Here is a 22150-nt window from a genome sequence, read left to right on the forward strand (position 1 = left end):
CTTGGCCGCTCTCTGATACGGGATCTGGCCGCCATGAGCGCCAGGGACGCTCATGGTGGCCAAAAGAGCGTCGGGTCAACCCGCGCGGGCGAGTTCCTCAGCCAAGAAGGGGGCGGTACGGCTTCTCTTCACGCGAGCGACCTGTTTTGGAGTTCCTGCCGCCACGATCTGCCCGCCCGCATCACCGGCACCTGGACCCACGTCGATTACCCAATCCGCCTGAGCAACGGCACGCATGTCGTGCTCAATCATGACCACCGTATTGCCGGCATCAACGAGCCGCTGGAGCTGCACAAGCAGCCTATCCGCGTCCGAGGCATGGAGGCCCGTAGTGGGTTCATCCAGGACATACAGTGTCCGCCCGCGCTGGCTTCGTTGAAGCTCTGTGGCCAGCTTGATGCGCTGCGCTTCACCACCCGATAGCTCGGTAGCCGGCTGGCCCAGTCGAAGGTATCCAAGGCCAATCTCCTTCAGCAACTGAAGTGGGCGAGCGATCGCGTCCTCATCGCCAAAGAATTCACGTGCATCCTCGACAGTCATCCGCAGAACGTCTGCAATGTTCTTACCGTTCCAAAGCACCTTCAGCGTAGCTTCGTTGTATCGCGCACCGTGGCACGTTGGGCACGGTGCATAGACGCTAGGCATAAACAGCAGCTCGACGCTCACGAACCCCTCCCCTTCGCACGTCTCACAACGTCCCTTGGCCACGTTGAAGGAGAATCGACCTGCGTCGTAACGTCGACGCCGCGCATCTGGTGTTGCGGCAAACAGCTTTCGAACATGATCGAAAAGGCCGGTGTAAGTCGCGAGATTCGATCGCGGCGTCCGTCCGATTGGCTTCTGATCAACCTGGACGAGACGCTGAATAGCATCGACATCTCCGCCGAGGTGTCCCCCTGTCGTCTCGATGACGGTTGGCCCGTCTGCTGCCCCCGTTTCCACCGCGTCGTCTTCAGGCTCGTGTCCAAGTTGAAGCATCATCAGCTCCGGCAACGCTTGGGCGACGAGGCTGGACTTGCCCGATCCCGAAATCCCGGTCACCGCGGTGAGGATGCCCAGAGGTATCTTCGCATCAATGCGCTTCAGGTTGTGACGCTGGATGCCCTGAAGTTCCAGCCAACCACTCGCTTGACGCTCTTGGCCACTAGGGGGCGGGACCTTGTCAAAGAGGTACAACGCGGTACGTGACTCGTCGATGTCACGAAGACCATCCGGCTCTCCGCTGTAGAGCACTTTGCCGCCCCGCTCTCCCGCCTCAGGCCCAACATCCACCAACCACTGGGCACGGCGCATCAGCTCCAGATCGTGCTCCACAACAAATACGGAATTACCACCGTCGCGGAGGCGGTCCAAGGCGTCATAGAGAGCCTGGCTGTCGGAGGGATGAAGACCTGCCGACGGCTCGTCCAACACGTACACCACGCCAAAGAGCAGCGAGCTCAACTGCGTGGCGAGTCTCAATCGCTGCAGCTCGCCAGCGGACAATGTCGGCGTAGCGCGATCCAAAGTTAGATAGCCAAGCCCAAGGCCACGCAACTGACTGATTCGGCTCATCACTCCACTAGCGAGGCGCTGCGCGGCCAGGCGCTTCTCCTCCGACAGCGCTGAGGTGCGGCGGACGTCAGGAGACACCGCGTGGACCGCCCGCCCACTGGCCGCCCTATCGGCGCGATCACGACGGGTGGCTTCCTTGTTCGCCTTGCCCCCGCCAGCATGAGCACTGAAGTCTCCTTGAGAAATGGGCTCGAGCAGGGAAGCCAGTTGGTCAAGAGGCATCTGCATGAATTGACCAATGTCCACACCCGCAAATGTCACTGACAGCGACTCTGCCTTAAGGCGCTTGCCATGGCAGGTGGGACAAAGCTTACCCTCCATGTATCGCGATACGCGGCGCCTCATCAGGGCACTTTGCGTGTTAGCAAACGTGTGCAGGACATACCTACGGGCGCCAGTGAAGGTTCCCATGTAGCTCGGCTCAGTTTTACGCTTCAGGGCCGCACGCGTCTCCGCCGGCGTGAACCCAGCATAGACCGGCACAGTGGGCGACTCCTCGGTAAACAGAATCCAATCGCGGTCTTTCTTGGGAAGGTCCTTCCAAGGCCTATCAATGTCGTAGCCCAGCGTCACCAGAATGTCGCGAAGGTTCTGCCCGTGCCATGCAGGTGGCCACGAAGCAATGGCACGCTCACGGATGCTCAGCTTTGGATCCGGCACCATGAGGGCCTCTGTCACCTCGTACACATGGCCAAGGCCATGGCAGGTCGCGCATGCGCCCTGGGGAGTATTGGGTGAGAAGTCCTCGGCATAAAGCATAGGCTGATCAGCCGGATATGCTCCCGCGCGGGAATACATCATACGAATGAGGCTGGATAGCGTGGTGACGCTACCCACCGAAGATCGCGCATTGCTGGCACCACGCTGCTGCTGCAGCGCTACTGCCGGCGGGAGTCCATCGATGGAGTCAACATCAGGGACGCCTGCCTGATCGATTAGGCGTCGAGCATAGGGAGCAACGGACTCAAAGTACCTCCTTTGAGCTTCCGCATAGATTGTCCCGAATGCAAGAGATGACTTCCCGGAACCGGATACACCGGAAAAGACGACCAGTGCGTTGCGAGGAATTGAGACATCAACGTCTCTAAGGTTGTTCTCACGCGCACCGCGCACCTCTACAAGGCCGCTTGCTGCGACACTGCAGGAAGCTTCACCGAATGTGGCGTTTGGCATGTGCATGTCTCTGTAGGTTGTAGACGTTAAGTTCAGCTGGATCACTGGCCCGAAGAGGGATCGGCTTCGGTTTGCGATGCCTCTTCATCCAAGGCTCGCTGCCATGCCTGTCTCTCAGCCAAGGCGCGCTCAGCTCCCCGATCAGTGGGCCGATACCAGTTCGGCCTCTCCACACCCTCCGGCAGGTACGTCTGTCCAGCTGCGTAGCCGTCTGGCTCATGATGCGCGTAGCGATATGCTTGTCGATACCCCATCTGCCTCATAAGCTTCGCTGGAGCATTCCGAAGATGCATGGGAACTGGTAATGATCCGTGCTCCTTGACGAAGGCCCTTGCTAGATCCCAAGCCGCATAGGACGCATTCGACTTGGGGGAGAGCGCCAGATAGGTCGCAGCCTGGGCCAAGACAATTTCACCTTCAGGAGAGCCAAGTCGCTCATACGCCTGCGCAGCGTGGATGGCCAAGTGCAGAGCGCCCGGATCAGCATTTCCGATATCTTCGCTTGCCATAACAATCATTCGACGTGTGACCTGGCTCACGTCCCCGCCCCCATCCAGAATGCGCGCTAGCCAGTAGAGGGAGGCGTCGGGATCAGAGCCACGCAGTGATTTGTGAAACGCGGAGAGCTGCCAATAGAACTCGTCCCCGCCCTTATCGAATCGACGCAGTGACGGGCTGGTGGAGCGCTTGGCAAACTCAAGATCCACCTCTTCCACCCGCTTCTCAGAGGCCGCAGTTGAGACCTGCTCGAGAAGATTCAGGAATCTGCGGCCATCACCATCAGCGAAGCCCTTCAGCAGCTGCAATGCGGGATCGGAGAGGTCAACGCCTCGCAAGTGAGGTCTGGCGCGTTCGTAGAGCTTCTCAAGATCTGCGTCAGACAGAGGCTCAAGTGTGTACACCTGCGCGCGCGAAAGCAGCGCCGAGTTAACGGCCAGTCCTGGATGCTCTGTGGTGCCGCCCACCAGCGTGAGTAGCCCTGATTCAACGTGAGGTAGCAGCGCATCCTGCTGGGCCTTGTTGAACCGGTGAATTTCGTCGACGAAAAGTACCGTGGAGCGACCGCGGACGTCGAGTTCGGCCCGCGCATCATCAATGGCCTGCCTGATGTCCTTTACCCCGGCGAGTACGGCGGAGATCGCAATGAAGTGACTGTCAGTCACCATCGCTGCGAGGCGCCCCAGGGTGGTCTTACCGACGCCCGGGGGCCCCCACATGATGAAGGAGTGCAGACTTCTTGCTTCAAAGGCAAGACGCAAAGGCTTCCCCGGCCCCAGCAGGTGTTGCTGCCCAACGAACTCGTCGAGAGACTTCGGTCGTAGCAGTTCGGCCAGTGGTGCCCTTGGTTTCGCTGTGAATAGATCTGCCAAGGTGTTCTCCTTCGGGAAGTCAGTTGCGAGTGTGCATTCAGAGCGTCTTGGCCCCTATTTCAGCTTCCCATCCAATGAGCCGCTTGTGGCATTGCTTGCTTTTTCACGGAGGATGATGCGAGCCCCTCTGTATCCAACGCTGTGATTCCATACCCAGCTCATTGCGACGCTCAGGCGATTTCGCACTCCGATAAGGAAGTAGATGTGAGCGAGCTTCCAGATCCACCATGCGATTCCTCCGCTCAGCTTTAGCTTCCCCATATCGATTACTGCAAGGCTGCGTCCAATCGTGGCGAGGTTGCCCTGGTGCCGGTACTTGAATGCAGCGGTCCTCCGCGCCCCTGTTATCAGCCCTTCAATCTGGCCCGCGACGTACTTGCCTTGCTGCTTGGCCGCCGGCGCGATTCCAGGAACGGTCTTTCCGTCCGCAGTGGCTGATGAAGCAGTGTCCCCGATCACGAAAATGTTGGGGGAACCAGGCACCGTTAGATCAGGGCCGACGATTGCGCGCCCCGCCCGATCTGATTCGGTGTCGAGCCAACGTGCGGCTGGAGACGCCTGAACTCCCGCTGCCCAGACGATTGTGGATGCCGCCAGCTTCTTGCCATTGAGCATCACCCCATCAGAGGCGCACTCGGTGACAGGGGCCCCCAACAAAACGGATACCCCAAGCTTCTCGAGGGCGCGCCTCGTGTACTCGGAGAGCTTTTCAGGAAAGACGGGGAGCAGCCGCGGACCCGCCTCAATGAGAAATACCCGGGTTTTGCTGGGATCAACTGACCGAAAGTCATCCTGCAGCGTGCCACGCGCCAGCTCCGCGATGGTTCCGGCAAGCTCGACACCTGTAGGCCCACCACCAATGATCACAAAGGTTTGAAGGGCCTCTCGAACCTCGGGATCATTGCAGAGCTCCGCTTGCTCGAACGCGCTCAAGATCCTGCCTCGAATGGTTGTTGCATCCTCCAGGCTCTTCAGGCCTGGAGCGTACTTCGACCATTCGTCATGCCCAAAGTAGGCATGTGTTGCTCCCGTAGCGAGCACAAGGGTGTCGTAAGGGTATCGAGTGCCGTCCTGAAGGATCACTTGGCGGGCAGCTTTATCCACACCCTCGACCTCCGCCATGAGGGTTCTGACCTCCGGGCGGTCACGGAACAGATAGCGGATCGGCCATGCGATCTCCGACGGTGACAGTGACGCACCAGCCACCTGGTAGAGCAGCGGCTGGAACAAGTGATAGTTCCGCCGGTCAATGATTGTTACATCGACATCCACTCCTTCAAGGTGCGTGGCGGCCTCCAGTCCGCCGAAGCCCGCCCCAACGATCACAACTTGATGACGATTTCTGGAGGTCTTGATCACGGCAGCACTCCTTGGTTAGGTGTTCAGCGCCGATGCGTGGTGCTTGAGATGATCGGCAATGAAGCTGGAGATGAAGTAGTAGCTATGGTCGTAACCATCGCGAAGGTTCAGCGAAAGCGGATGATTCACCTTGGCGCATGCATCTTGAAGCAGTTCGGGGCGGAGCTGATTCTGCAAGAAATCATCGCTGAGCCCTTGATCCACGAGCAGGGGCAGGCGCTCCTTTGCATCTGCAATCAGCTCCACGGCGTCATACTGCCGCCACTGCTCCTGATCTCCCCCCAAGTAGGCCGAAAACGCCTTCTGGCCCCAAGGAGCCTGGGTGGGTGCCACGATCGGAGAGAAGGCGGATACGCTGCGATAGCGACCTGGATTTCGCAAAGCGATGACCAAGGCACCGTGGCCGCCCATTGAGTGGCCGCTAATTGAGCGAGCCTGGCTAACAGGGAAGTTCTTCTCAACGAGAGCAGGCAGCTCACTTACAACGTAGTCATACATGCGGTAGTGGTCGGACCACGGTGCCTCGGTGGCATTGACGTAGAACCCCGCACCTTGGCCGAGATCGTAAGCTGGATCATCCGCGACGGACTCTCCGCGCGGACTTGTATCCGGAGCAACGATGGCAATGCCATGCTCAGCAGCGAGCTGCTGCACTGCAGACTTGGTGATGAAGTTCTGCTCTGTGCACGTCAGGCCAGAGAGCCAGTAGAGAACAGGTACCGGGCCGCTGGACGCCTGCGGAGGGAGATAGACTCCAAACTTCATGGTGCAACCAAGGCTGGATGATTCATGCTGGTAGACGTCCTGCCATCCACCGAAGCTTGCGTGACGCTCAATGCGTTCCATTGTTCTTTCCTCTGAGTTGAATTTGATAGGCCATCTATCGCGAATCGAATGTGGCCTTAAGCGAGGCTTTAGGCCTTGTCCTCGACTGCCGAGTCACCGTGTGCATGCCTGATCCTTCGGACAATCCACCAAATCAGCAGCAATACAGCGGGAACCAAGATCGCAGTGACGGTTGCTGCGATGTCATGCGTCCCAGGCAAACCCTTGAGCAGGTATGCGAGAAGACTCACGACGTAGTACGAGATGGCGGCCACCGACAAACCTTCCACCGTCTGCTGCAGGCGCAGCTGAACCTTCGCCCGTTCATTCATGGACGCCAGTAGGTCGCGGTTCTGCCGCTCGAGCTCAACATCAATCCACGACCGGAGGAGCGAGATCGAGCGCGTCAACTTGTCTGAGAGCTTCCCCTGTCGCTCCTTCACTGACTGGCAAGTTCGCATGGCCGGTGCAATCCTTCGATACAAGAAGTCCGCCCAGGTGCTATAGCCGGCAACTTGATCCTCCGCCAACGCATCCAGTCGCTCTTCAACAATTTCGTAGTAAGCCCGACTTGCACCAAACCTATAGAGATTTGCCGCGGCGTCCGCCTCCAACTCTGCAGCCAGGCTGGTCAAATCCGAGAGGAGCACGTCACTGTCACGACGTCCGCCGGAGGCCCTGCGCATCTCTTCAGTAATTGCAGCCAGACGCGCCTCCATGCGACGAAGATTCGACGTCATGGAACGAGTCAGCGGTAGCGCTAGGAGGGCAAGCGTTCGGTATGTCTCGACCTCGAGCAGTCGTTGCGCCAGCGCTCCTGCCCGCGCCGGAGTCAGGTCGCGATCAAGGATGAGCATGTGGGTTAGCCCTTCCTCGTCTTGACGGAAGTCGGTCACAATGGCCGCGGCACCGTTCTCAACCAGCGAGTAGCAGCGGCTGACGGGATCAAAGCAATCTATTTCCTTCTCCGCCTCCGCGGTCCAAGGCAAAAGCCTGACGCTAACAGCCGAGATCACGGGTCCTGGCGGCTTGAATCCCTGTCTAAACGGGTTGTCCCCACAAGGCTCACCTGTTTCTGAGCTCAGTGGTGCGCTCCAGAGGTAGGAAGAGAACTCAGTGTGCTTCTCGCAGTGCAGATCACCCTCATTCCACGTAAGCGCGTGATGAGGTGTGGTGTGATCCTCGACTGCAGCCCCCATACGACCTGAAAGATCGTCGATCGCGGCACGATCTCGACTCATGTCCCCTTCTGTCATGAAGGAGAGCTGGAGAAGGCTTCGCGGAGACTGGGTGAGAAGGTGCGGTCGCGCATGGACTTCCTCAACGGCGGCGCGGCGGTCCGCGTGCGCCGGCATCCCATATACGTAGCCTTCTGCTGGCGTGCCTGCAGCTTGGCTCAGGCCGGATGGGTCATTCATACATAGCCTCAAGAATGGATGATCTTCTAAACACCGCTCACGGGAGGTCTATCACTTGCTTGTGCGATAGCTCAGCGAAAGGTCGTGTGGTGGAGCCGGCTCTGGTGTAGGGCGGTAGTGGGAACCACAACAAGCTGGGAGGACAGCACCGCATAGATCGCAGGCCCTTGCTCTCCCACCTTCCAGCCAGGCGCGGACCGCATGGGAGTCGCAACGAGGCTGGAAGCTCACTTCAAAGGGCCTCCCATGACTCAGTCAGATGCCGAAGGCAACGATGCCGACAGAGATTGCCCGCTCCAAGAAATACAGACAGGCGCAACTCGACTGACATCATCCAGCATGCCTTGGAGCCTCCTGGAAAGGCCTCAACGTCCTAGTCGTGACGCCCTAACCCACGAAGGGGTTAGGAATGGCGGGTTCTACTTGGAAATGAAGTAGTTCGGACACCCATAGATTGCCTCCTCTACTTAGTACTAGCGCCATCAAGCAATGTCGCGAACTGACTAACGGAGATAGGAGCGGACAATAGAGATGGTCTCGTCAATCGACTTCCTTTGAGAGTCGGTGTGGGTGTCGCTATGCGGGAACTCTTCACGCAGATAGCTCTCCAGAACCGTCGCCATCAAACCATTGACCGCCCCGCGCACAGCAGCAAGCTGCTGAAGTACTGCAGCACATTCCGCCCCGCTCTCCAGAGCCTGCTCCAATGCAGCCACCTGTCCGCTGATCCGACGTACGCGGGTAAGGGCCTGCTTTTTCTCCCGAGGGCTGTGAGGCATTGCGCACCTGTCCGTATCACATGAGGGAACGATACTATACTCCCCGATAGTATGCAAGCTAGCAATCTGCGAGGGTCTTTAACTCCGTCAACTGAGTCTGCGCCTGATTTCGAGCCGCCGCCAGAGGCCAGTGACAGACCCCTCCCGCCCCACCCCCACACCACAAAAGGCGGGCTCCTGTAGGAGCCACGCCCCACCACTCGAAAGAGTGGTTACATGTAGATGAATTGGCGGTATAGCTTGTCTAGCTCCAGCCTGACGAACTCGATCTCCTCCTCGTCCCCGGCATCAGAGAGCTCCAGAAGCTGTCGCTCCTTTGATGTAATTCGATCACAGAGGTCTTTTAGGTTGGCGCAGAACTCCGCTGAATGGGCTTGCGACCGGTCAGGTCGAGCCTCTGTTGATCCCAACATTCCGCGAGACGTTGACGGGGTGATGCCGAACTCCTCATTGAACGCGATCTGATGCTGTCGCCTGTCATCAGTCTCAGAAATGGCCTGCCGCATCGCACTAGTGATCGTATCGGCATACATGATCGCCTTACCGCGCGAGTTTCTTGCGGCTCGTCCAATCATCTGAATGAGGGCCTGGCTCGACCGAAGGAAGCCCGCCTGGTCCGCATCAACGATAGCGACCAGAGAGGCCTCAGGAATATCGAGCCCCTCTCTCAGCAGGCTGATACCCACTAGCACATCGAACTCGCCGGCCCTCAGCCCATTGATGATCTCAACTCGATCCTCTGCCTTGATATCCGAGTGCATGTACTTCGCACGCACCCCTTGATCCTCGAGGAACTCGCACAGCTCCTCAGCAGACACCTTTGTCAGCGTGGTCACCAAGACCCTGTCGCCCTCTCGTACACAACGGGCGATCTCTGACAGAAGATCGTGCCTGTAGCCCTCCCTCGGCCTCACCTCTACCAGCGGATCGAGCAAGCCAGTGGGCCTGATGAGCTGGTCAATCAATCTTCCCTTGGATCTCCCAATCTCATAGGCGCCAGGCGTAGCCGAAACGAAGATCGTCTGGGGCTTGATGGCTTCAAACTCAGAGAAGCTAAGCGGTCTGTTGTTCATCGCCGAAGGTAGACGGAACCCGTACTCGATTAGAGTATCCTTCCTGCTCTGATCGCTCCTGAACATCGCCTCGATCTGAGGAACCATGACGTGCGACTCATCAACAAATAGCAGGCCATCCTTCGGGAGGTAGTCCATGAGTGTCGTCGGCCTAGCTCCTGAAGGCTTCGAGTTCAGGTAACTGGAGTAGTTCTCCATGCCAGAGCAATATCCCAGCTCCCTCATCATCTCCACGTCGTTCGTGATCTTCTCGTAAAGCCTATTTGCCTCAACGATTCGACCAGATGCGTTGAGCTCCGTCACCCTGGCCTCCAAATCCTTGAGGATGGCCTTCGTAGCCTCATTGATTTCTGTTTTGGGGCTTGCGAAGAGTGTCTTTGGAGAAACGAGGTAGCGCGTCTCATCGCCAAGCTTCTTCCCTGTAACCGCATCAATCCAGGTGAGCGACTGCACTCTCCCCTCGTCCGTGAGCTCTACTCTAATTGCCTTGTACTCAGAGTCGGCGGGAAAAATATCGACCACATCGCCAGACACACGGAACGTGCCACGCTTCAGGGTCCGCTCAGTCCTGTCGTACTGAAGCGATGCAAGCCGACGCAGGAAGTCCCTCTGATCCAGTTCGATTCCAAGCGCAAGCTCAACCTGCAGATCCCGGTAGCTCTGTGGGTCTCCCAGTCCATAGATTGAGGACACCGAAGCGACAACAATCACGTCTCTACGCTCAATCAGAGACTTCGTAGTCGATAGTCGAAGCCTCTCAAGGTGATCATTGATGGCTGAGTCTTTCTGGATGTAACGATCGCTACCTGGGATATAGACCTCTGGCTGGAAGAAGTCGTAGTAGGAAACGAAATACTCCACGGCGTTCTCGGGGAACAGCGCCTTCATCTCCCCGTAGAGCTGAGCAGTCAACGTCTTGTTTGGCGCAAGAATGAGCGTGGGTCGCTTCAGCCGATGGATCACATTGGCCATCGTGAAGGTCTTCCCTGACCCTGTAATTCCCTTCAAGGTCTGATGTGTTGCTCCCTCCTCGATGCCAGCAATTAGCCTGGCAATCGCTTCGGGTTGATCCCCGGCCGGCGTATGATCCGAATGCATTACGAACATATCTGTTGACATCACTTACGCTCCTACTGGCTCATTCTTGATCGTTAGAGGAACTATTCCCGTCTCACAGACTCCATCCCATATGTGCGAGCGGAACCAAGGGGGCTGTACGAATGCTATCTTTGGGCGAGTTCCTTTCAGGTGAGCCTGGCAACCCATGCCTGACTAGCGCTAGGGCGTGAGCTGGCATGTCGTTACATGCCGGAGCGGCCTCAGAAGTGCACCCGCCGCCCTCCGCTCACGCCTCACTCCTCCCTACCTGGCTGCTGTACCGACTCCTGATCGACCGCAGTCAGAGCCAGCGTTGACATTAGCTCTGTCTCGATCGTCCTCTGCATTGAGTAGATCGGGAGCGCGTTCGGCGCGGAACTGAATGGCTCCTCCAGCTGACGGCCCAGCGCATCGAGACCAAAAAACGTGTACGCCACAATGAGCACCGGTAAAAAGGTCCACCACCCCAATGTTCCTGCCAGCGCAAAAGGAAGTGTTGTGCAGAATACGATCGCAGTCCGGTGAAGCAGCAGCGAATACGAGAATGGAATCGGAGTATTGAGTATCCTCTCGCACCCCCCCTGGATACGAGCCAAGTTGGCAAGCTGCTTATCCATCACCGAGTACTGAATCGAGTCGATCCTTCCCTCATGAGCCAGATGGGCAAGCTTCAAGCCAATGCCCTGGAGCACAGCGTCCGTCGGATTCGGGCCTTGTGATGCCTTGCCAATATCCCACCAAGGTGCGATCGCATGGGCTTCGTCGGCCCGGCGCAGTCGAGAATAGAGGCCAGCACTGAAGCCACACAGGCCTCGCAGGATCTGTGCTCGGCTGTTTGGATCCAGCAGGGACGTCTGCCTGGCTATTGAGCGACACGCTATGACCAGGTCACCCCAAAGGTGCCTCGCCTCCCACCATCTGGAGTAGCAAGCGTTGTTTCGAAAGCTCATGAATACGGAAAGTGCGATACCAATGAGCGTGAACGGAACGGCACTGAAGCGAGCAAAGATTCCTGGATGCTCCGTTGATGCGAGCACCGCTCCTGCGGTCACAATGCTAATCAGTAGTAGATGCAATGCGATCCTGGGCAGGATGGTACCCCTGACGGCAAACGCAACGTCCCACAACGTCGGCTGCCTTCGCATTCTCGTTTCAACATCTGGGAGACGGTGTGTCATGCCAACCTCTGATTCATTGATCGACTGCTGGCGTCGATACGCCTAGGCAACAAATTCCTTCCACTTGAGTTCGAAATGCGAATGACATCACGCCGTTCGCATGACACTGCTACAGCAGGTCTAAAGCAGTTCATCGTCGGCAGCCTCGGGCATCCATAGTTCAATGACCGTCCCTGTCAGGCCGGTTCTCACTACCGACAGGCTGCCACCGTGGCGGTTGGCAAGCATCTGACTGATGGAAAGACCCAGCCCAGTACCTTGACGATGTTTGGTCGTAAAGAATGGCTCAAAAATTCGGACCAGAATGTCCTGAGGAATGCCGCTTCCAGTATCTGAGACTCGCAAAGCGACGCCAGGGTGACCATGAACGTCGTCAACGTCCAACGTCGCCAATCCCAGCGTTCCGCCCTTCTGCATGACATAGATTGCATTGATCAGGAGGTTCACAAGAATTTGCTGCAGCTCGCCCCGATTGCCCGTTACGAGCCGTGTGGACAGGAAGTTCTTCTCTATCTTCACGGGATGGCGCTTGATGAGGTGTTGAATCAGGGGCAGCGTCTCCAACATCAGCGTGGCAGGCTCTAACAGCTCACTATGACCGGAGTACTCACTGGGCTTGGAGAACTGCAGCAACTTGGAAACAATGGTGCTGATACGCCCAATTTGATCCTCAATGAGGTCAATCTCTTCTCCAAACCCTTGACCCTCGGGCTCCCTGATCGAGTCACGCAGAAGCTCGAGGTTCCCCTGCATGACGGCAAGCGGATTGTTGATCTCGTGCGCTATTCCTGCTGCGATCTCGCCAATTGTTGCCAGCTTCTCAGTGACAATCAGGTGCTGGGTCGTCTCTTCCAACCGTCTATTGGCTAGTGCGAGACCAGCAGTTCGCTCCTCTACCCTGGAATTGAGCTCCTCGTTCCAGGCGACCAGCTGCCGTTCCTTCTCTTCCAGCTGACAGAGCAGCTGGTCCAAGTGCGAAGCGACACGTCCGATTTCATCATTGGATGCCCCTGCTCCGGAGCGAGCACTGCGGTCGCCCGCCTTGACCCGTCCAATTGCCTGATCCATCCGCTCAAGTGGCTTGAACACGCCGCGAGCGATGTACAGAAAAAGGGGTACGGTGATGACTGCAACAAGGAGGCAACCGAACACGATCGCTCCGATGGAATTTCGACGGGCGGTGGTGAATGGCTCCTCCAGAAAGCCCACGAAGAGCATACCAATAGGTACGCCCCGGCCATTGAGAATGGGCATATAGCCGGCAATGTACCAATCATTGACTACGTAGGCTCTCGCCTGCCAGGTCTTTCCCTGGCCCAGCACGGCCTCGGCCACTTCAGAAGACACCCGTGTCCCCGACGCTGGGTTCCCTCCCGCCAACAACGCGTTGGTGCTGATGCGGGTATCACCAAGGAAGATGGAGGCTATCCCTGTTGCGCCAGTACGCAGGGCCTTATCTCGGTAGACAAGATCAGTGATCTGCTTGATGAACTCGGTGTTGTGGTTCAGCAGAGTACCCGCAATCAAGACGCCAACCTGATTGTTTGGAAGTGCAACCGGCGTTGCAGCTTGAATCATTAGGCCCCGCTTCTCACTCTGGGCCGAATCGACAGGATTCCTTGCGTTATGCGGACGAATGACCTCGGCCCGTGCGGCGAGCTTTGGGGAGATCTCCATCAGATCGTCCCGGCTTACCACCCCCACCTCCACGCTGGACGCTCCCTTCAGGGCCTTTTCGATGACTGACCAGTCCAAGTCAAGCTCAGCTGGCGAGGCCGGCTCACTACTAGCCAACAAGCGACCGTTTGAATCCAACAGTGCGATGAAGTCTAGTGAACCACCTTGGGCTTTCGACGCTAGTAGGCTGCCAAGCTCTGCATTCTTGTTGACCCCCTGGCTAATGACGCCATGGAAGCTCTGCGAATCAGCAATCGCAGCCAGCGTCGCGCGGTCGTTGACGAGCAGCTGGTTCATGTACTGTCCCGCAACTTTCAGGTCCCCGCCAACCTTCGAGGCGAGCAGTCGGTCGAAGCGCAAATCCCATTGGTAGATGAGTCCGCCGACGATAGCCGGCAGGATCACAAACATTGGAAGGATCGCGATTAGAAGCAGGCGGAAGCGAACTGAGCGCGCTCGGTTCATTGCAGATTCCTAGGCTGATACATTCCAACTGGAGCACTTACGATCAATCGTCTTTCGCGATATGCCCAAGATCGTGGCCGCTCTTTCGCGATCTCCGCCAGTCTCACGAAGCACTGCAAGGATGTGCCTGCGCTCGACCTCCGAGAGCAGCCGGCTTCGTGGGTCAGAGAGTGACTCCAACCGCTCAAGCTGAGTCGGAAAGTGTCCGAGTATCAGGCTACGCTCAACGTAGTTGTGAAGCTCGCGGACGTTCCCGGGCCACGAGTAGCTCTGAAGATATGCCCGGATCCTTTCGTCGATCGGAATCGGTTGAAGGCCAAGCTGCAGCCCCAGCTCACGCATGAAGCCCGCCGCCAGCTCCAACACATCAGCGCCGCGGTCATGAAGGCGAGGAAGCGACACCTCGAGAACGTTGATGCGATAGTAGAGATCCGACCGGAATGTTCCATTCTTCACTTCCGCAACCAAATTCTTGTTGGTTGAGAAGATGAATCTGACATCGATCGGAATCTCCCGATCTGCGCCAACTGGTCGTATCCGTCTATCTTCAAGCATCCTTAGCAGCTTTCCTTGGAGAGCCAAGGGAAGATCAGCGACTTCGTCAAACAGCAATGTTCCGCCTTCTGCATAGGCGACCAGTCCTTGGCGAGACGAGTTCGCTCCACTGAACGTTCCTTTGAGACTCCCGAACAGTTCAACGTCAATCAACTCGCTGGGAACAGCTGCACAATTTATTGGAATGAAAGGATGAGATGCCCGTGCGGACAACGCGTGCAGCGATCTTGCGGCAACCTCCTTTCCAGAGCCGGATTCTCCAGTGAACAGCACGCTACTGGGCAGTGGTGCGACCTTCGCGATCAGATCCTTGGTGGCCTGAATCGCACGCGAGCTACCTGTGAGCCTGTCTCGAAGCGCAGCTGGTGCACCGGAGCCATGTAGCTCGTGACGGAGAATGGCATTCTCCCGCCGTAGGCGACCGCGTTCCAGGCAGCGCGATATAGCGGCCAGCAACTGATTGGTTCTGAAAGGCTTGAGAAGAAAATCAGCCGCTCCCGCGCGGATAGCGCCGATAGCGGAATCCAAGTCTGCGTACGCAGTAATCAGAATGAAGTCGGCCAAGACCCCTCCCCTGCGCTGGTCCTCCAGCCACGCGATGCCACTCTTCCCTGGCAACACGTTGTCCACAATCACGATGTCAAAGTGGCGCTCCGTCAGATGCTGCTCCGCTTCAATGGTGTCAGCTGCAGCTTCCACAACTTTGCATCGCGGTCGCAAGGCACGAACCAAGAAGCTACGCATGCCAGGTTCGTCGTCAACGATCAGTATCGATGAGCGCGCAAGGTCCGGCCATGCAAGATCGCCGTTTGCGCGCTCTTCGGAAGATTGGTTGGCGCTCTTTGGCGTCATGTTTCCCTCAGTACAATTGAAGCGTGGCTAGTTCCGTCGATTCGTGTTCGAGTTCATTTCGATCTTTCGACCGCTAGATGACGGGTGACATATCGAACAAAACACCCCCTCTCACGACGTAGGACGTTGTGCACCAAAGGCCAGTCTGAGACGTTCAATGCTGTCGACCTCAGTCATATGCCAATCCGGAACTCTTGCCCTACGAGCCTAGTATCGACCTCTTGGTGGCCAAACGGACCGGGGGCTCCTCGCCATATTGCCCAGAGCGCCAATGGCCTCCGTGCCCCTCCAAGCCCCTCGGCGGTCGGTCGCCACGGGAGGCTGGAGAAGTCTCGCTCCCTTCGAGCGGATCATTACGCCAATTCGGCCATATGGGAAGCGCTGGGTGCGCGTTGTCCCCGCCTCGGCCGGAGCCACGCAGCGCGGCCAAGCGCGGGCGAGTCGATCCGCCTTGCAAGAAGGTCCAGGCCCTACCGCTCGCCTACCGGCATAGAGATGCCTATGCACCAGGGTCGTCTCCCATTTGCGCGGCTCGCGGGCAGATGTATCGTGGCTTTGGACTCTCTGAGTCTCCGACTGACTGATGGTTGCTCTTCCCCTCAAGACCCGGGCTTGTTGGGGAGCCGACTAAGGATGGTAGAAGGCGGGGCTGACGGGTCGGCCTCTGACGCGAGCCGGGAGGAGAGATCAGTCGCCCATTTTCGATGCAGGCGATCTGGCCCCCAAATATCTCAATGTCGTTGGGATCATGGCTGATCAGCAGCAGTGGAATACCGGCCCCGTCCAGCACGGCCTCCAGCTCCTGCCGCAAGTGCTGGCGAAGATCCTGGTCCAGCGCGGAGAACGGTTCATCCAGCAGCAGCGCCTGCGGCTGCGTCACCAAGGCGCGTGCCAAGGCGGTACGCTGGCGCTGGCCGCCGGACACCTGCGAGGGCAGCAGATCACCCACCGTATCGATGCGGAATGCGTGCAACCACTGCTCCACCGCATCGAAGCGCTGGCCGACCCGCGGATTCAACCAGCCCTTCTGCAGACCGAACGCCACGTTCTGGCGCACGCTCAGGTGTGGGAACAGCGCGTAATCCTGGAACACGTAGCCCAGCCGGCGGTGCTGCGGCGGCAGATCCACACCGGTGGCCGCATCGAACAGGGTCTGCCCCTGTAGGCGCACATGACCCTGGCCCGGCCTCAGCAGCCCGGCCACCGCCTTCAGGGTCAGGCTCTTGCCCGCGCCCGAGGGCCCGAACAGCACCACCTGCCGCTGCGTGCACTGCAGCGACACGTCCAATACGAAATCCTGGCCGGCCGCCTGCAGGCGACGCTGCACCTGCAGGTCAAGCCACATCACGCAGCTCCCGGCGACGTCCGCCCACCAGCCGCGCGGCCAGCAGCAGGATCACGATGCACACCACCGAGGTCAGGATCACCAGCGCATTGGCCTTGCCGTCCTGGCCGGCCTGCACCGCTTCGTAGATGGCGATCGACAGCGTCTGCGTGCGGCCGGGAATGCTGCCCGCCACCATCAGCGTCGCGCCGAACTCGCCCATCGCGCGTGCAAACGCCAGCAGCAGGCCGGCGAGGATGCCGCGCCACGCCAGCGGCAGCGTGATGCGGAAGAACACCGCTGCTTCGGACACACCGAGCGTGCGTGCGGCCTGCTCCAACTGTCCATCCACTTCCTCGAACGCCGCGCGTGCCGGCTTGAACACCAGCGGCAGCGAGGCCACCGCCGCAGCGATCACCGCCGCCTGCCAGGTGAACACCAGGTTGATGCCGAACCACGACTGCAGCCACGCGCCGATCGGGCCGTTGCGGCCGATCAGCACCAGCAGGTAATACCCCAGCACGGTCGGCGGCAGCACCATCGGCAGGGTCAGCAGCGAATCCAGCAGCTCACGGCCAGGAAATCGCCGACGTGCCAGCAGCGCGCCCAGTGCCACGCCCAGCACCAGATTGATCGCGGTGGCCCAGCCGGCCACCTTCAGCGACAACCACAGTGCGCTCCAGTCGAGATCCATGCCTCAGGGCTTGCCGAACCCATGCTTGGCCAGGATCGCCTGGCCCTGTGCCGAACGCACGAAGGTGGTGAAGCGCTTGGCTTCAACCGGTTGCGCACTGGCCTTGGTCACCGCCAACGGATAGGCAATGCGCCCCGCCACCGGCACCGCGAAGGCACGGCGCACCCGATCAGGCATCGCCTGCGCATCGGTGGCATAGACGAAGCCGGCATCCACTTCACCGCGCGCCACGTAGTCCAGCGACTGGCGAACGTTCTGCGTGGTGATGGTCTTGCCCTGCACCGACGGCCACAGGCCCGCCGCTTCCAGCGCGCCCTTGGCATAGCGGCCGACCGGCACGCTGTCCGGGTTGCCCAGTGCGATGCGCTGCACACCGGCACCGGCCAGGTCCTTCAAGGTACGCGGCGCAGCCTTGGCCTGCGGCGGCACCACCACCCACAGCGCGTTCACCGCGAACACCTCGCGGGTGCCGGCCGCCAGCAGGTCCTGCTGCTGGGCCTGGTCCATCGTGGTTTCATCGGCCGACGCGAACACATCCACCGGCGCGCCGCGGCTGATCTGCTGCAGCAGCACGCCGGACGCGGCGAAGTTGAAATCGACCTTGGTTCCCGGGTGTGCCTTCTCATAGGCGGTGCCCAGTTCGCGGAAGCTCTCGGTCAAGCTCGATGCCGCCGACACCGTCAGGTCGGCCGCCAAGGCCGGCACCGTGGCCAGCAGTCCCAGCAACAACAGTCCAACTCGTTTCATCATTGGTTTCCCCGTTTGGTTGGGTTTAGATCGGTTTCACCGCCTATCCTTGGCATCGCAGGCGCTACATAGCTGGCCCGCCCAGAGCTAGGTAGAGGGTGCACGACGGTGCGGACCTCGTTGGCGCAGGCTGTCTCGTACATCCACATCGAATTGAAGCTGCAGCGAGATGTCATCATCCAGCGCAATGCCAAAACCCAGACCATCACGACAGGGCAAACGTAATGCCAAGGACTGAACCGCTTCGCGAGGAAGCATCAACCGGCAGTACTCGCTCCCCTCCAGAAGCACCGCCTGTTGCCCTGCATGCAGTGATAGCACCATGCCCCAGCCGCGATCGCCGCCGAACCGCGTCAGGTTCTCCACCGATTCGCCGGCCAGCAACTGCGCTAGCTCCTCTTCATCAACGCGCAGACGAACTGCCTGCCGCTGTAGCTGGACTTTCATGATGCAATGAACTCGAGCTCGGTTGAGGTGTTGCAGTTGAGTAGCTGGTCGTATTCGCTATCCGCCAGTGGCAGCTCGATTGCGCCCAAGCGTTCTCGCAGGGCGTGTAGCGAGCGGTGCGCCGCCGGATTCTCGATCAATTCCCGCAACACATGCCGGCAATGGTCATCAATCTGCAACCGCATCGGCAGGGGTTCTTCCGCAAACAGCACACAGGCAGCCGAAGGCGCATCACGTAACCGTTGTAGTAACGCCGGGGTCACATTGGGCGTATCCACCGGAAGCACCAGAGCGGCAGCGTCCGGCATGCACATGGCCACACTGTAGAGCCCGCCCAACGGGCCGCAGCGTGCCACGCGATCAGGAATGCCACCGAAGGCCGGGTAGTTGCCACTCACCCATACCCTTTCCGCACCTGCCTGTCGCAGCAGGCCACGCATGTGCTCTAGCAGGGTTCGCCCGTGCCACGGTAGCAGCGCCTTGTCACGGCCCATCCGGCTGGAAAGACCACCGGCCAGCACGATGCCGTCAGTGGGAATGTTCGTGATCGTGTGCACATTCATGGGCATTGTCATGAGCTTGCGTGGGTTCGTTATCCGCATGGCAGAGACTGCAGCCTTCGGTCCACTCGCTGTCGCCGTCCTCGTAATGCTCCTGCTTCCAGATCGGGCACTGGTGCTTGACCACCTCGATCAACTGCCGGCAGGCCCGGAATGCCTCGTCTCGATGCGGGCTGCCGGCGGCCACCACCACCGCCACATCGCCAATGCCCAACCGGCCCTTGGCGTGGGCCACATACAGCTTCAGCTTCGGACCGAACGTCGCCTCGACCTCTGCCGCCAGGCGCTTGAACTCGTTCAGCACCAAAGGTTCGAACAGGTCGTACGTGATCCCGGTCACCGGCCGGCCGATGTTGACGTCGCGCACCTTGCCGATGAACACGTCGATGCCGCCGAAGCCCGGATCAGATACCGCCGCGATGCCTTCGGCCGGATCGATCGCCGCCTGCGCGCGGTCCACCACCGTCGCGATGATCTTCTCGCTCATCGCTCAGCCCCCGCTCACTGGTGGCAGGATCGCCACGCGGCCATCGTCGGGCAGCGCCTCGTGGTCGCGCAGCACGCGTTGCTGGTCGGCAAACGCCGAGTAGTCCAGCAGGCCCGCGCGGAAACCCGGCCAACGCACCGGCAGCAGCTCGCGCAGCGCCTGGCGCAGATCGGCCACGGTGCCACCGGCCACATCGACGGCGATTTCGCGGCTGGCATCCAGATCGGAAAACGCACCGAACAACTGCAGATTCACCTGTTTCATCATGACTCCTGGCTCACCAGCTGCACCGGTTCGTGGTGACCCCAGCCCTGCACGCGCACGAAGGTGCCAGCGCTGGCCAGGTCTCCCTCGGCCTCCAGCACCACCCAGGCGTTGGCCTGCAGCATGGACATCAAACGGAACGACTCCTGCCCGGACAGTACGCGCGCACTCAGGCGCCCCTGCCCGTCCATTTCCACCCGCGCCCGCGCGTGGAAGCGCAGACCGGGCGGCTTGCGCACGTCGGCCTGCAGCGGCAGCCGCAACACCGGTTCCGGTGCAAGCCCCAGCAGGCGGCGCAGTACCGGCTCGACGAAGAAGCGCTGGCCCACGGCAGCCGAAACCGGGTTGCCGGGCAGGCCGAAGTACAGCGCGCCATTGGGCAACACCGCGAACAACAACGGCTTGCCGGGGCGGATCGCCACCTTATGGAAGACGATGCGCGCACCACGGCCACGCAGCGCATCGGGAACGAAGTCGTAGCGGCCGGCCGACACCGCGCCGGTACTGATCAGCAGCTGCGCGCCAGCGGCCAGCGCTTCATCCAGCACCGCATTGAACGCGGCCACGTCGTCGCCCACCGTGCCCTGCCAGACCACCTCGGCACCGGCCGCCTGCAGGCGGCCCACCAGGTAGGGGCGATTGCTGTCACGGATCTGGCCCGATTCCAGCGCCTGCGCCGCCTCGGTCACCAGTTCCTTGCCGGTGGCGATCACCGCCGCCCTCGGCCGCGCCACCACCGCCACCTCACCCACGCCCAGGGCGTGCAGCAGGGTGCGGGCATTGATATCCAGCACCTGGCCGGCGCACAGCACGCGCTCACCCTCGCGCACGTCCTGGCCGCGCAGGCGCACGTTCTGGCCCGGCTTCACCGTCGCGGTCAGCGCGATGCGGGTCGGGCGGCCGTCCTCGCTGGCGAGGATCTCCACGTTCTCGACCGGCACCACCGTATCCAGGCCAACCGGCATGCGCGCTCCGGTCATGATTTCCCAGGCACCCTCGCCGCCTTCGGCGCCGGCATCGCCGGCTGCCTGCCAGCCCTGCACCGCGAATTCGGTACCGGCCTCGAACGTCGCGCCGTTGGCGCGCAGCGCAAAGCCGTCCATCGCCGAATTGTCGAACGGCGGCAACGACTGCCCGCTGTGGATGTCACTGGCCAGGGTACGGCCGCCGGCTTCATGCAGCGGCACGCGCTCGGCCGGCAGCGGCGTGGCCGCGTCCAGCAGGTGCTGCAAGGCTTCGCAATAGGGAATCATGAGTGGCCATCCCCCTCGACCATCGCCAGGGCGTGGCCCAGTACCGGCGCCAGGATATCCAGGCACTGCGCCGCCGCCTTCGGGCTGCCGGGCAGCGCGAACACCAGCATGTTGCCCAGCTGCACCACCTCGGCGCGGCTCAGCCAGGCCATCGGCGTGTGCTGTGCACTCAGCGCGCGCACCATCTGCGCCAGGCCATGTACCGGCCGCGCGTTCAGGGAACGGAGCGCCTCCGGGGTCAGGTCACGCGGGCCCAGTCCGGTACCACCGGTACACAGGCACAGGCGCACGCCCTCGGCGGCCAAGGCCTGCAGGCGACCCGCCAATGGCTCGATGCCATCGGGCAACACCTCAGCGGCCACCACCTCGCCGCCCAGCTTTTTCAGGCCGGTCACCAGGGTCGGGCCAGAGATATCCTCATAGGTGCCGTCGCTGGCGCGATCGCTCAGCGTGATCACCGCGCAGGCCGCGCCCTCCAGGCCCTTCGGCGCACGCGGCTTGAAACGCGTGCGCTCGGCATCGTCCATGCCGTCGGGGTGCAGCCAGACACCGCGCTTGCCGCCTTCCTTGAACAGCAGGCGGATACCTTCGATGCGCAGGGCCGGTTCCACCGGCTTGCTCAGGTCGTACAGGGTAAGCAGCGCCGCGTTGACGCCGGCCAGTGCCTCCATCTCCACGCCGGTGCGCGCCTCGCTGGCGCACTCGCACCACACGCGGATCGCCTGCCGTTCCGGTACCGGCGCGCAGAACACCTGCACCAGTTCCAGCGGCAGCGGGTGGCACAGTGGCATCAGCATCGAGGCCATCTTGGCGCCCTGCAGGCCGGCAATCTCGGCCATCACCAGCGCATCGCCCTTGGGCAGGCGGCGCTCGACGATCAGCGGATAGGCCACTGGACCGGCATGCAGCTCGCCCACCGCCACCGCACGTCGGCGGGTGATGCGCTTGTCGCGGACATCGGCCATATGGAAGGCCGCATTCAATTCCCCACTCATCGT

At 60.3% G+C, this 22150-nt stretch carries 18 protein-coding genes and 1 pseudogene; all 19 read right to left on the reverse strand.

What is annotated here, in order from left to right; translation table 11 throughout:
• Positions 1–75: 75 nt before the first annotated feature.
• On the reverse strand, positions 76–2727 hold the full coding sequence (locus H4O11_RS04610) for an excinuclease ABC subunit UvrA (RefSeq protein WP_026070507.1): 2652 nt from the start codon (positions 2725–2727) through the stop codon (positions 76–78).
• Between the two features lie 41 nt (positions 2728–2768).
• Positions 2769–4097 (reverse strand): replication-associated recombination protein A, encoded by a 1329-nt coding sequence (locus H4O11_RS04615; protein ID WP_005413341.1) that lies wholly within the window; start codon positions 4095–4097, stop codon positions 2769–2771.
• 54 nt (positions 4098–4151) lie between these two features.
• Positions 4152–5456 (reverse strand): NAD(P)/FAD-dependent oxidoreductase, encoded by a 1305-nt coding sequence (locus H4O11_RS04620; protein WP_026070508.1) that lies wholly within the window; start codon positions 5454–5456, stop codon positions 4152–4154.
• Positions 5457–5471: 15 nt separating this feature from the next.
• Positions 5472–6302: an S-formylglutathione hydrolase gene (gene fghA / locus H4O11_RS04625; RefSeq protein WP_017354482.1), complete on the reverse strand. Its 831-nt coding sequence runs from the start codon at positions 6300–6302 to the stop codon at positions 5472–5474.
• A 68-nt stretch (positions 6303–6370) separates the two neighbouring features.
• A complete protein-coding gene (locus tag H4O11_RS04630; protein WP_026070509.1) occupies positions 6371–7699 on the reverse strand; it encodes a DUF3422 family protein in 1329 nt (442 codons plus the stop codon).
• Positions 7700–8202: 503 nt separating this feature from the next.
• Positions 8203–8478 carry a formaldehyde-responsive transcriptional repressor FrmR gene (frmR, locus tag H4O11_RS04635; RefSeq protein WP_017354484.1) on the reverse strand — a complete coding sequence of 92 codons (276 nt, stop codon included), beginning with the start codon at positions 8476–8478 and terminating at the stop codon, positions 8203–8205.
• 212 nt (positions 8479–8690) lie between these two features.
• On the reverse strand, positions 8691–10670 hold the full coding sequence (uvrB, locus tag H4O11_RS04640) for an excinuclease ABC subunit UvrB (RefSeq protein ID WP_017354485.1): 1980 nt from the start codon (positions 10668–10670) through the stop codon (positions 8691–8693).
• 233 nt (positions 10671–10903) lie between these two features.
• Positions 10904–11827 carry a bestrophin family protein gene (locus H4O11_RS04645; RefSeq protein ID WP_227832955.1) on the reverse strand — a complete coding sequence of 308 codons (924 nt, stop codon included), beginning with the start codon at positions 11825–11827 and terminating at the stop codon, positions 10904–10906.
• Between the two features lie 120 nt (positions 11828–11947).
• Positions 11948–13969, reverse strand: coding sequence for a cache domain-containing protein (locus H4O11_RS04650; RefSeq protein ID WP_017354487.1), 2022 nt, complete (start codon positions 13967–13969; stop codon positions 11948–11950).
• Positions 13970–13978: 9 nt separating this feature from the next.
• Positions 13979–15376 carry a sigma-54-dependent transcriptional regulator gene (locus tag H4O11_RS04655; RefSeq protein WP_026070510.1) on the reverse strand — a complete coding sequence of 466 codons (1398 nt, stop codon included), beginning with the start codon at positions 15374–15376 and terminating at the stop codon, positions 13979–13981.
• A 685-nt stretch (positions 15377–16061) separates the two neighbouring features.
• Positions 16062–16721, reverse strand: a pseudogene (locus H4O11_RS04660) (ATP-binding cassette domain-containing protein); the annotation flags it as partial.
• Positions 16711–17394 (reverse strand): molybdate ABC transporter permease subunit, encoded by a 684-nt coding sequence (gene modB / locus H4O11_RS04665; protein ID WP_005413347.1) that lies wholly within the window; start codon positions 17392–17394, stop codon positions 16711–16713. The pseudogene H4O11_RS04660 and the gene modB, both read right to left, overlap by 11 nt.
• A gap of 3 nt (positions 17395–17397) precedes the next feature.
• Positions 17398–18141 carry a molybdate ABC transporter substrate-binding protein gene (gene modA, locus H4O11_RS04670; protein ID WP_026070511.1) on the reverse strand — a complete coding sequence of 248 codons (744 nt, stop codon included), beginning with the start codon at positions 18139–18141 and terminating at the stop codon, positions 17398–17400.
• An 87-nt stretch (positions 18142–18228) separates the two neighbouring features.
• Positions 18229–18588: a hypothetical protein gene (locus tag H4O11_RS04675; RefSeq protein WP_017354491.1), complete on the reverse strand. Its 360-nt coding sequence runs from the start codon at positions 18586–18588 to the stop codon at positions 18229–18231.
• The gene (mobA, locus tag H4O11_RS04680; RefSeq protein WP_026070512.1) at positions 18585–19151 is read right to left on the reverse strand and encodes a molybdenum cofactor guanylyltransferase; all 567 of its coding nucleotides are present in this window, start codon (positions 19149–19151) and stop codon (positions 18585–18587) included. The genes H4O11_RS04675 and mobA overlap by 4 nt, the downstream gene beginning before the upstream one ends.
• Complete coding sequence (locus H4O11_RS04685) at positions 19117–19635, reverse strand: molybdenum cofactor biosynthesis protein MoaE (RefSeq protein ID WP_017354493.1); 519 nt, start codon at positions 19633–19635, stop codon at positions 19117–19119. The genes mobA and H4O11_RS04685 overlap by 35 nt, the downstream gene beginning before the upstream one ends.
• Positions 19636–19638: 3 nt before the next feature.
• Positions 19639–19899 (reverse strand): MoaD/ThiS family protein, encoded by a 261-nt coding sequence (locus H4O11_RS04690; protein ID WP_017354494.1) that lies wholly within the window; start codon positions 19897–19899, stop codon positions 19639–19641.
• The gene (locus H4O11_RS04695; RefSeq protein ID WP_017354495.1) at positions 19899–21152 is read right to left on the reverse strand and encodes a molybdopterin molybdotransferase MoeA; all 1254 of its coding nucleotides are present in this window, start codon (positions 21150–21152) and stop codon (positions 19899–19901) included. The genes H4O11_RS04690 and H4O11_RS04695 overlap by 1 nt, the downstream gene beginning before the upstream one ends.
• Positions 21149–22147: a bifunctional molybdenum cofactor biosynthesis protein MoaC/MoaB gene (moaCB, locus tag H4O11_RS04700; RefSeq protein WP_026070513.1), complete on the reverse strand. Its 999-nt coding sequence runs from the start codon at positions 22145–22147 to the stop codon at positions 21149–21151. Before moaCB ends, H4O11_RS04695 begins: the two co-directional genes overlap by 4 nt.
• Positions 22148–22150 lie beyond the last annotated feature (3 nt).

This window comes from Stenotrophomonas tumulicola (assembly GCF_014117215.1).
Taxonomy (GTDB): domain Bacteria; phylum Pseudomonadota; class Gammaproteobacteria; order Xanthomonadales; family Xanthomonadaceae; genus Stenotrophomonas; species Stenotrophomonas tumulicola.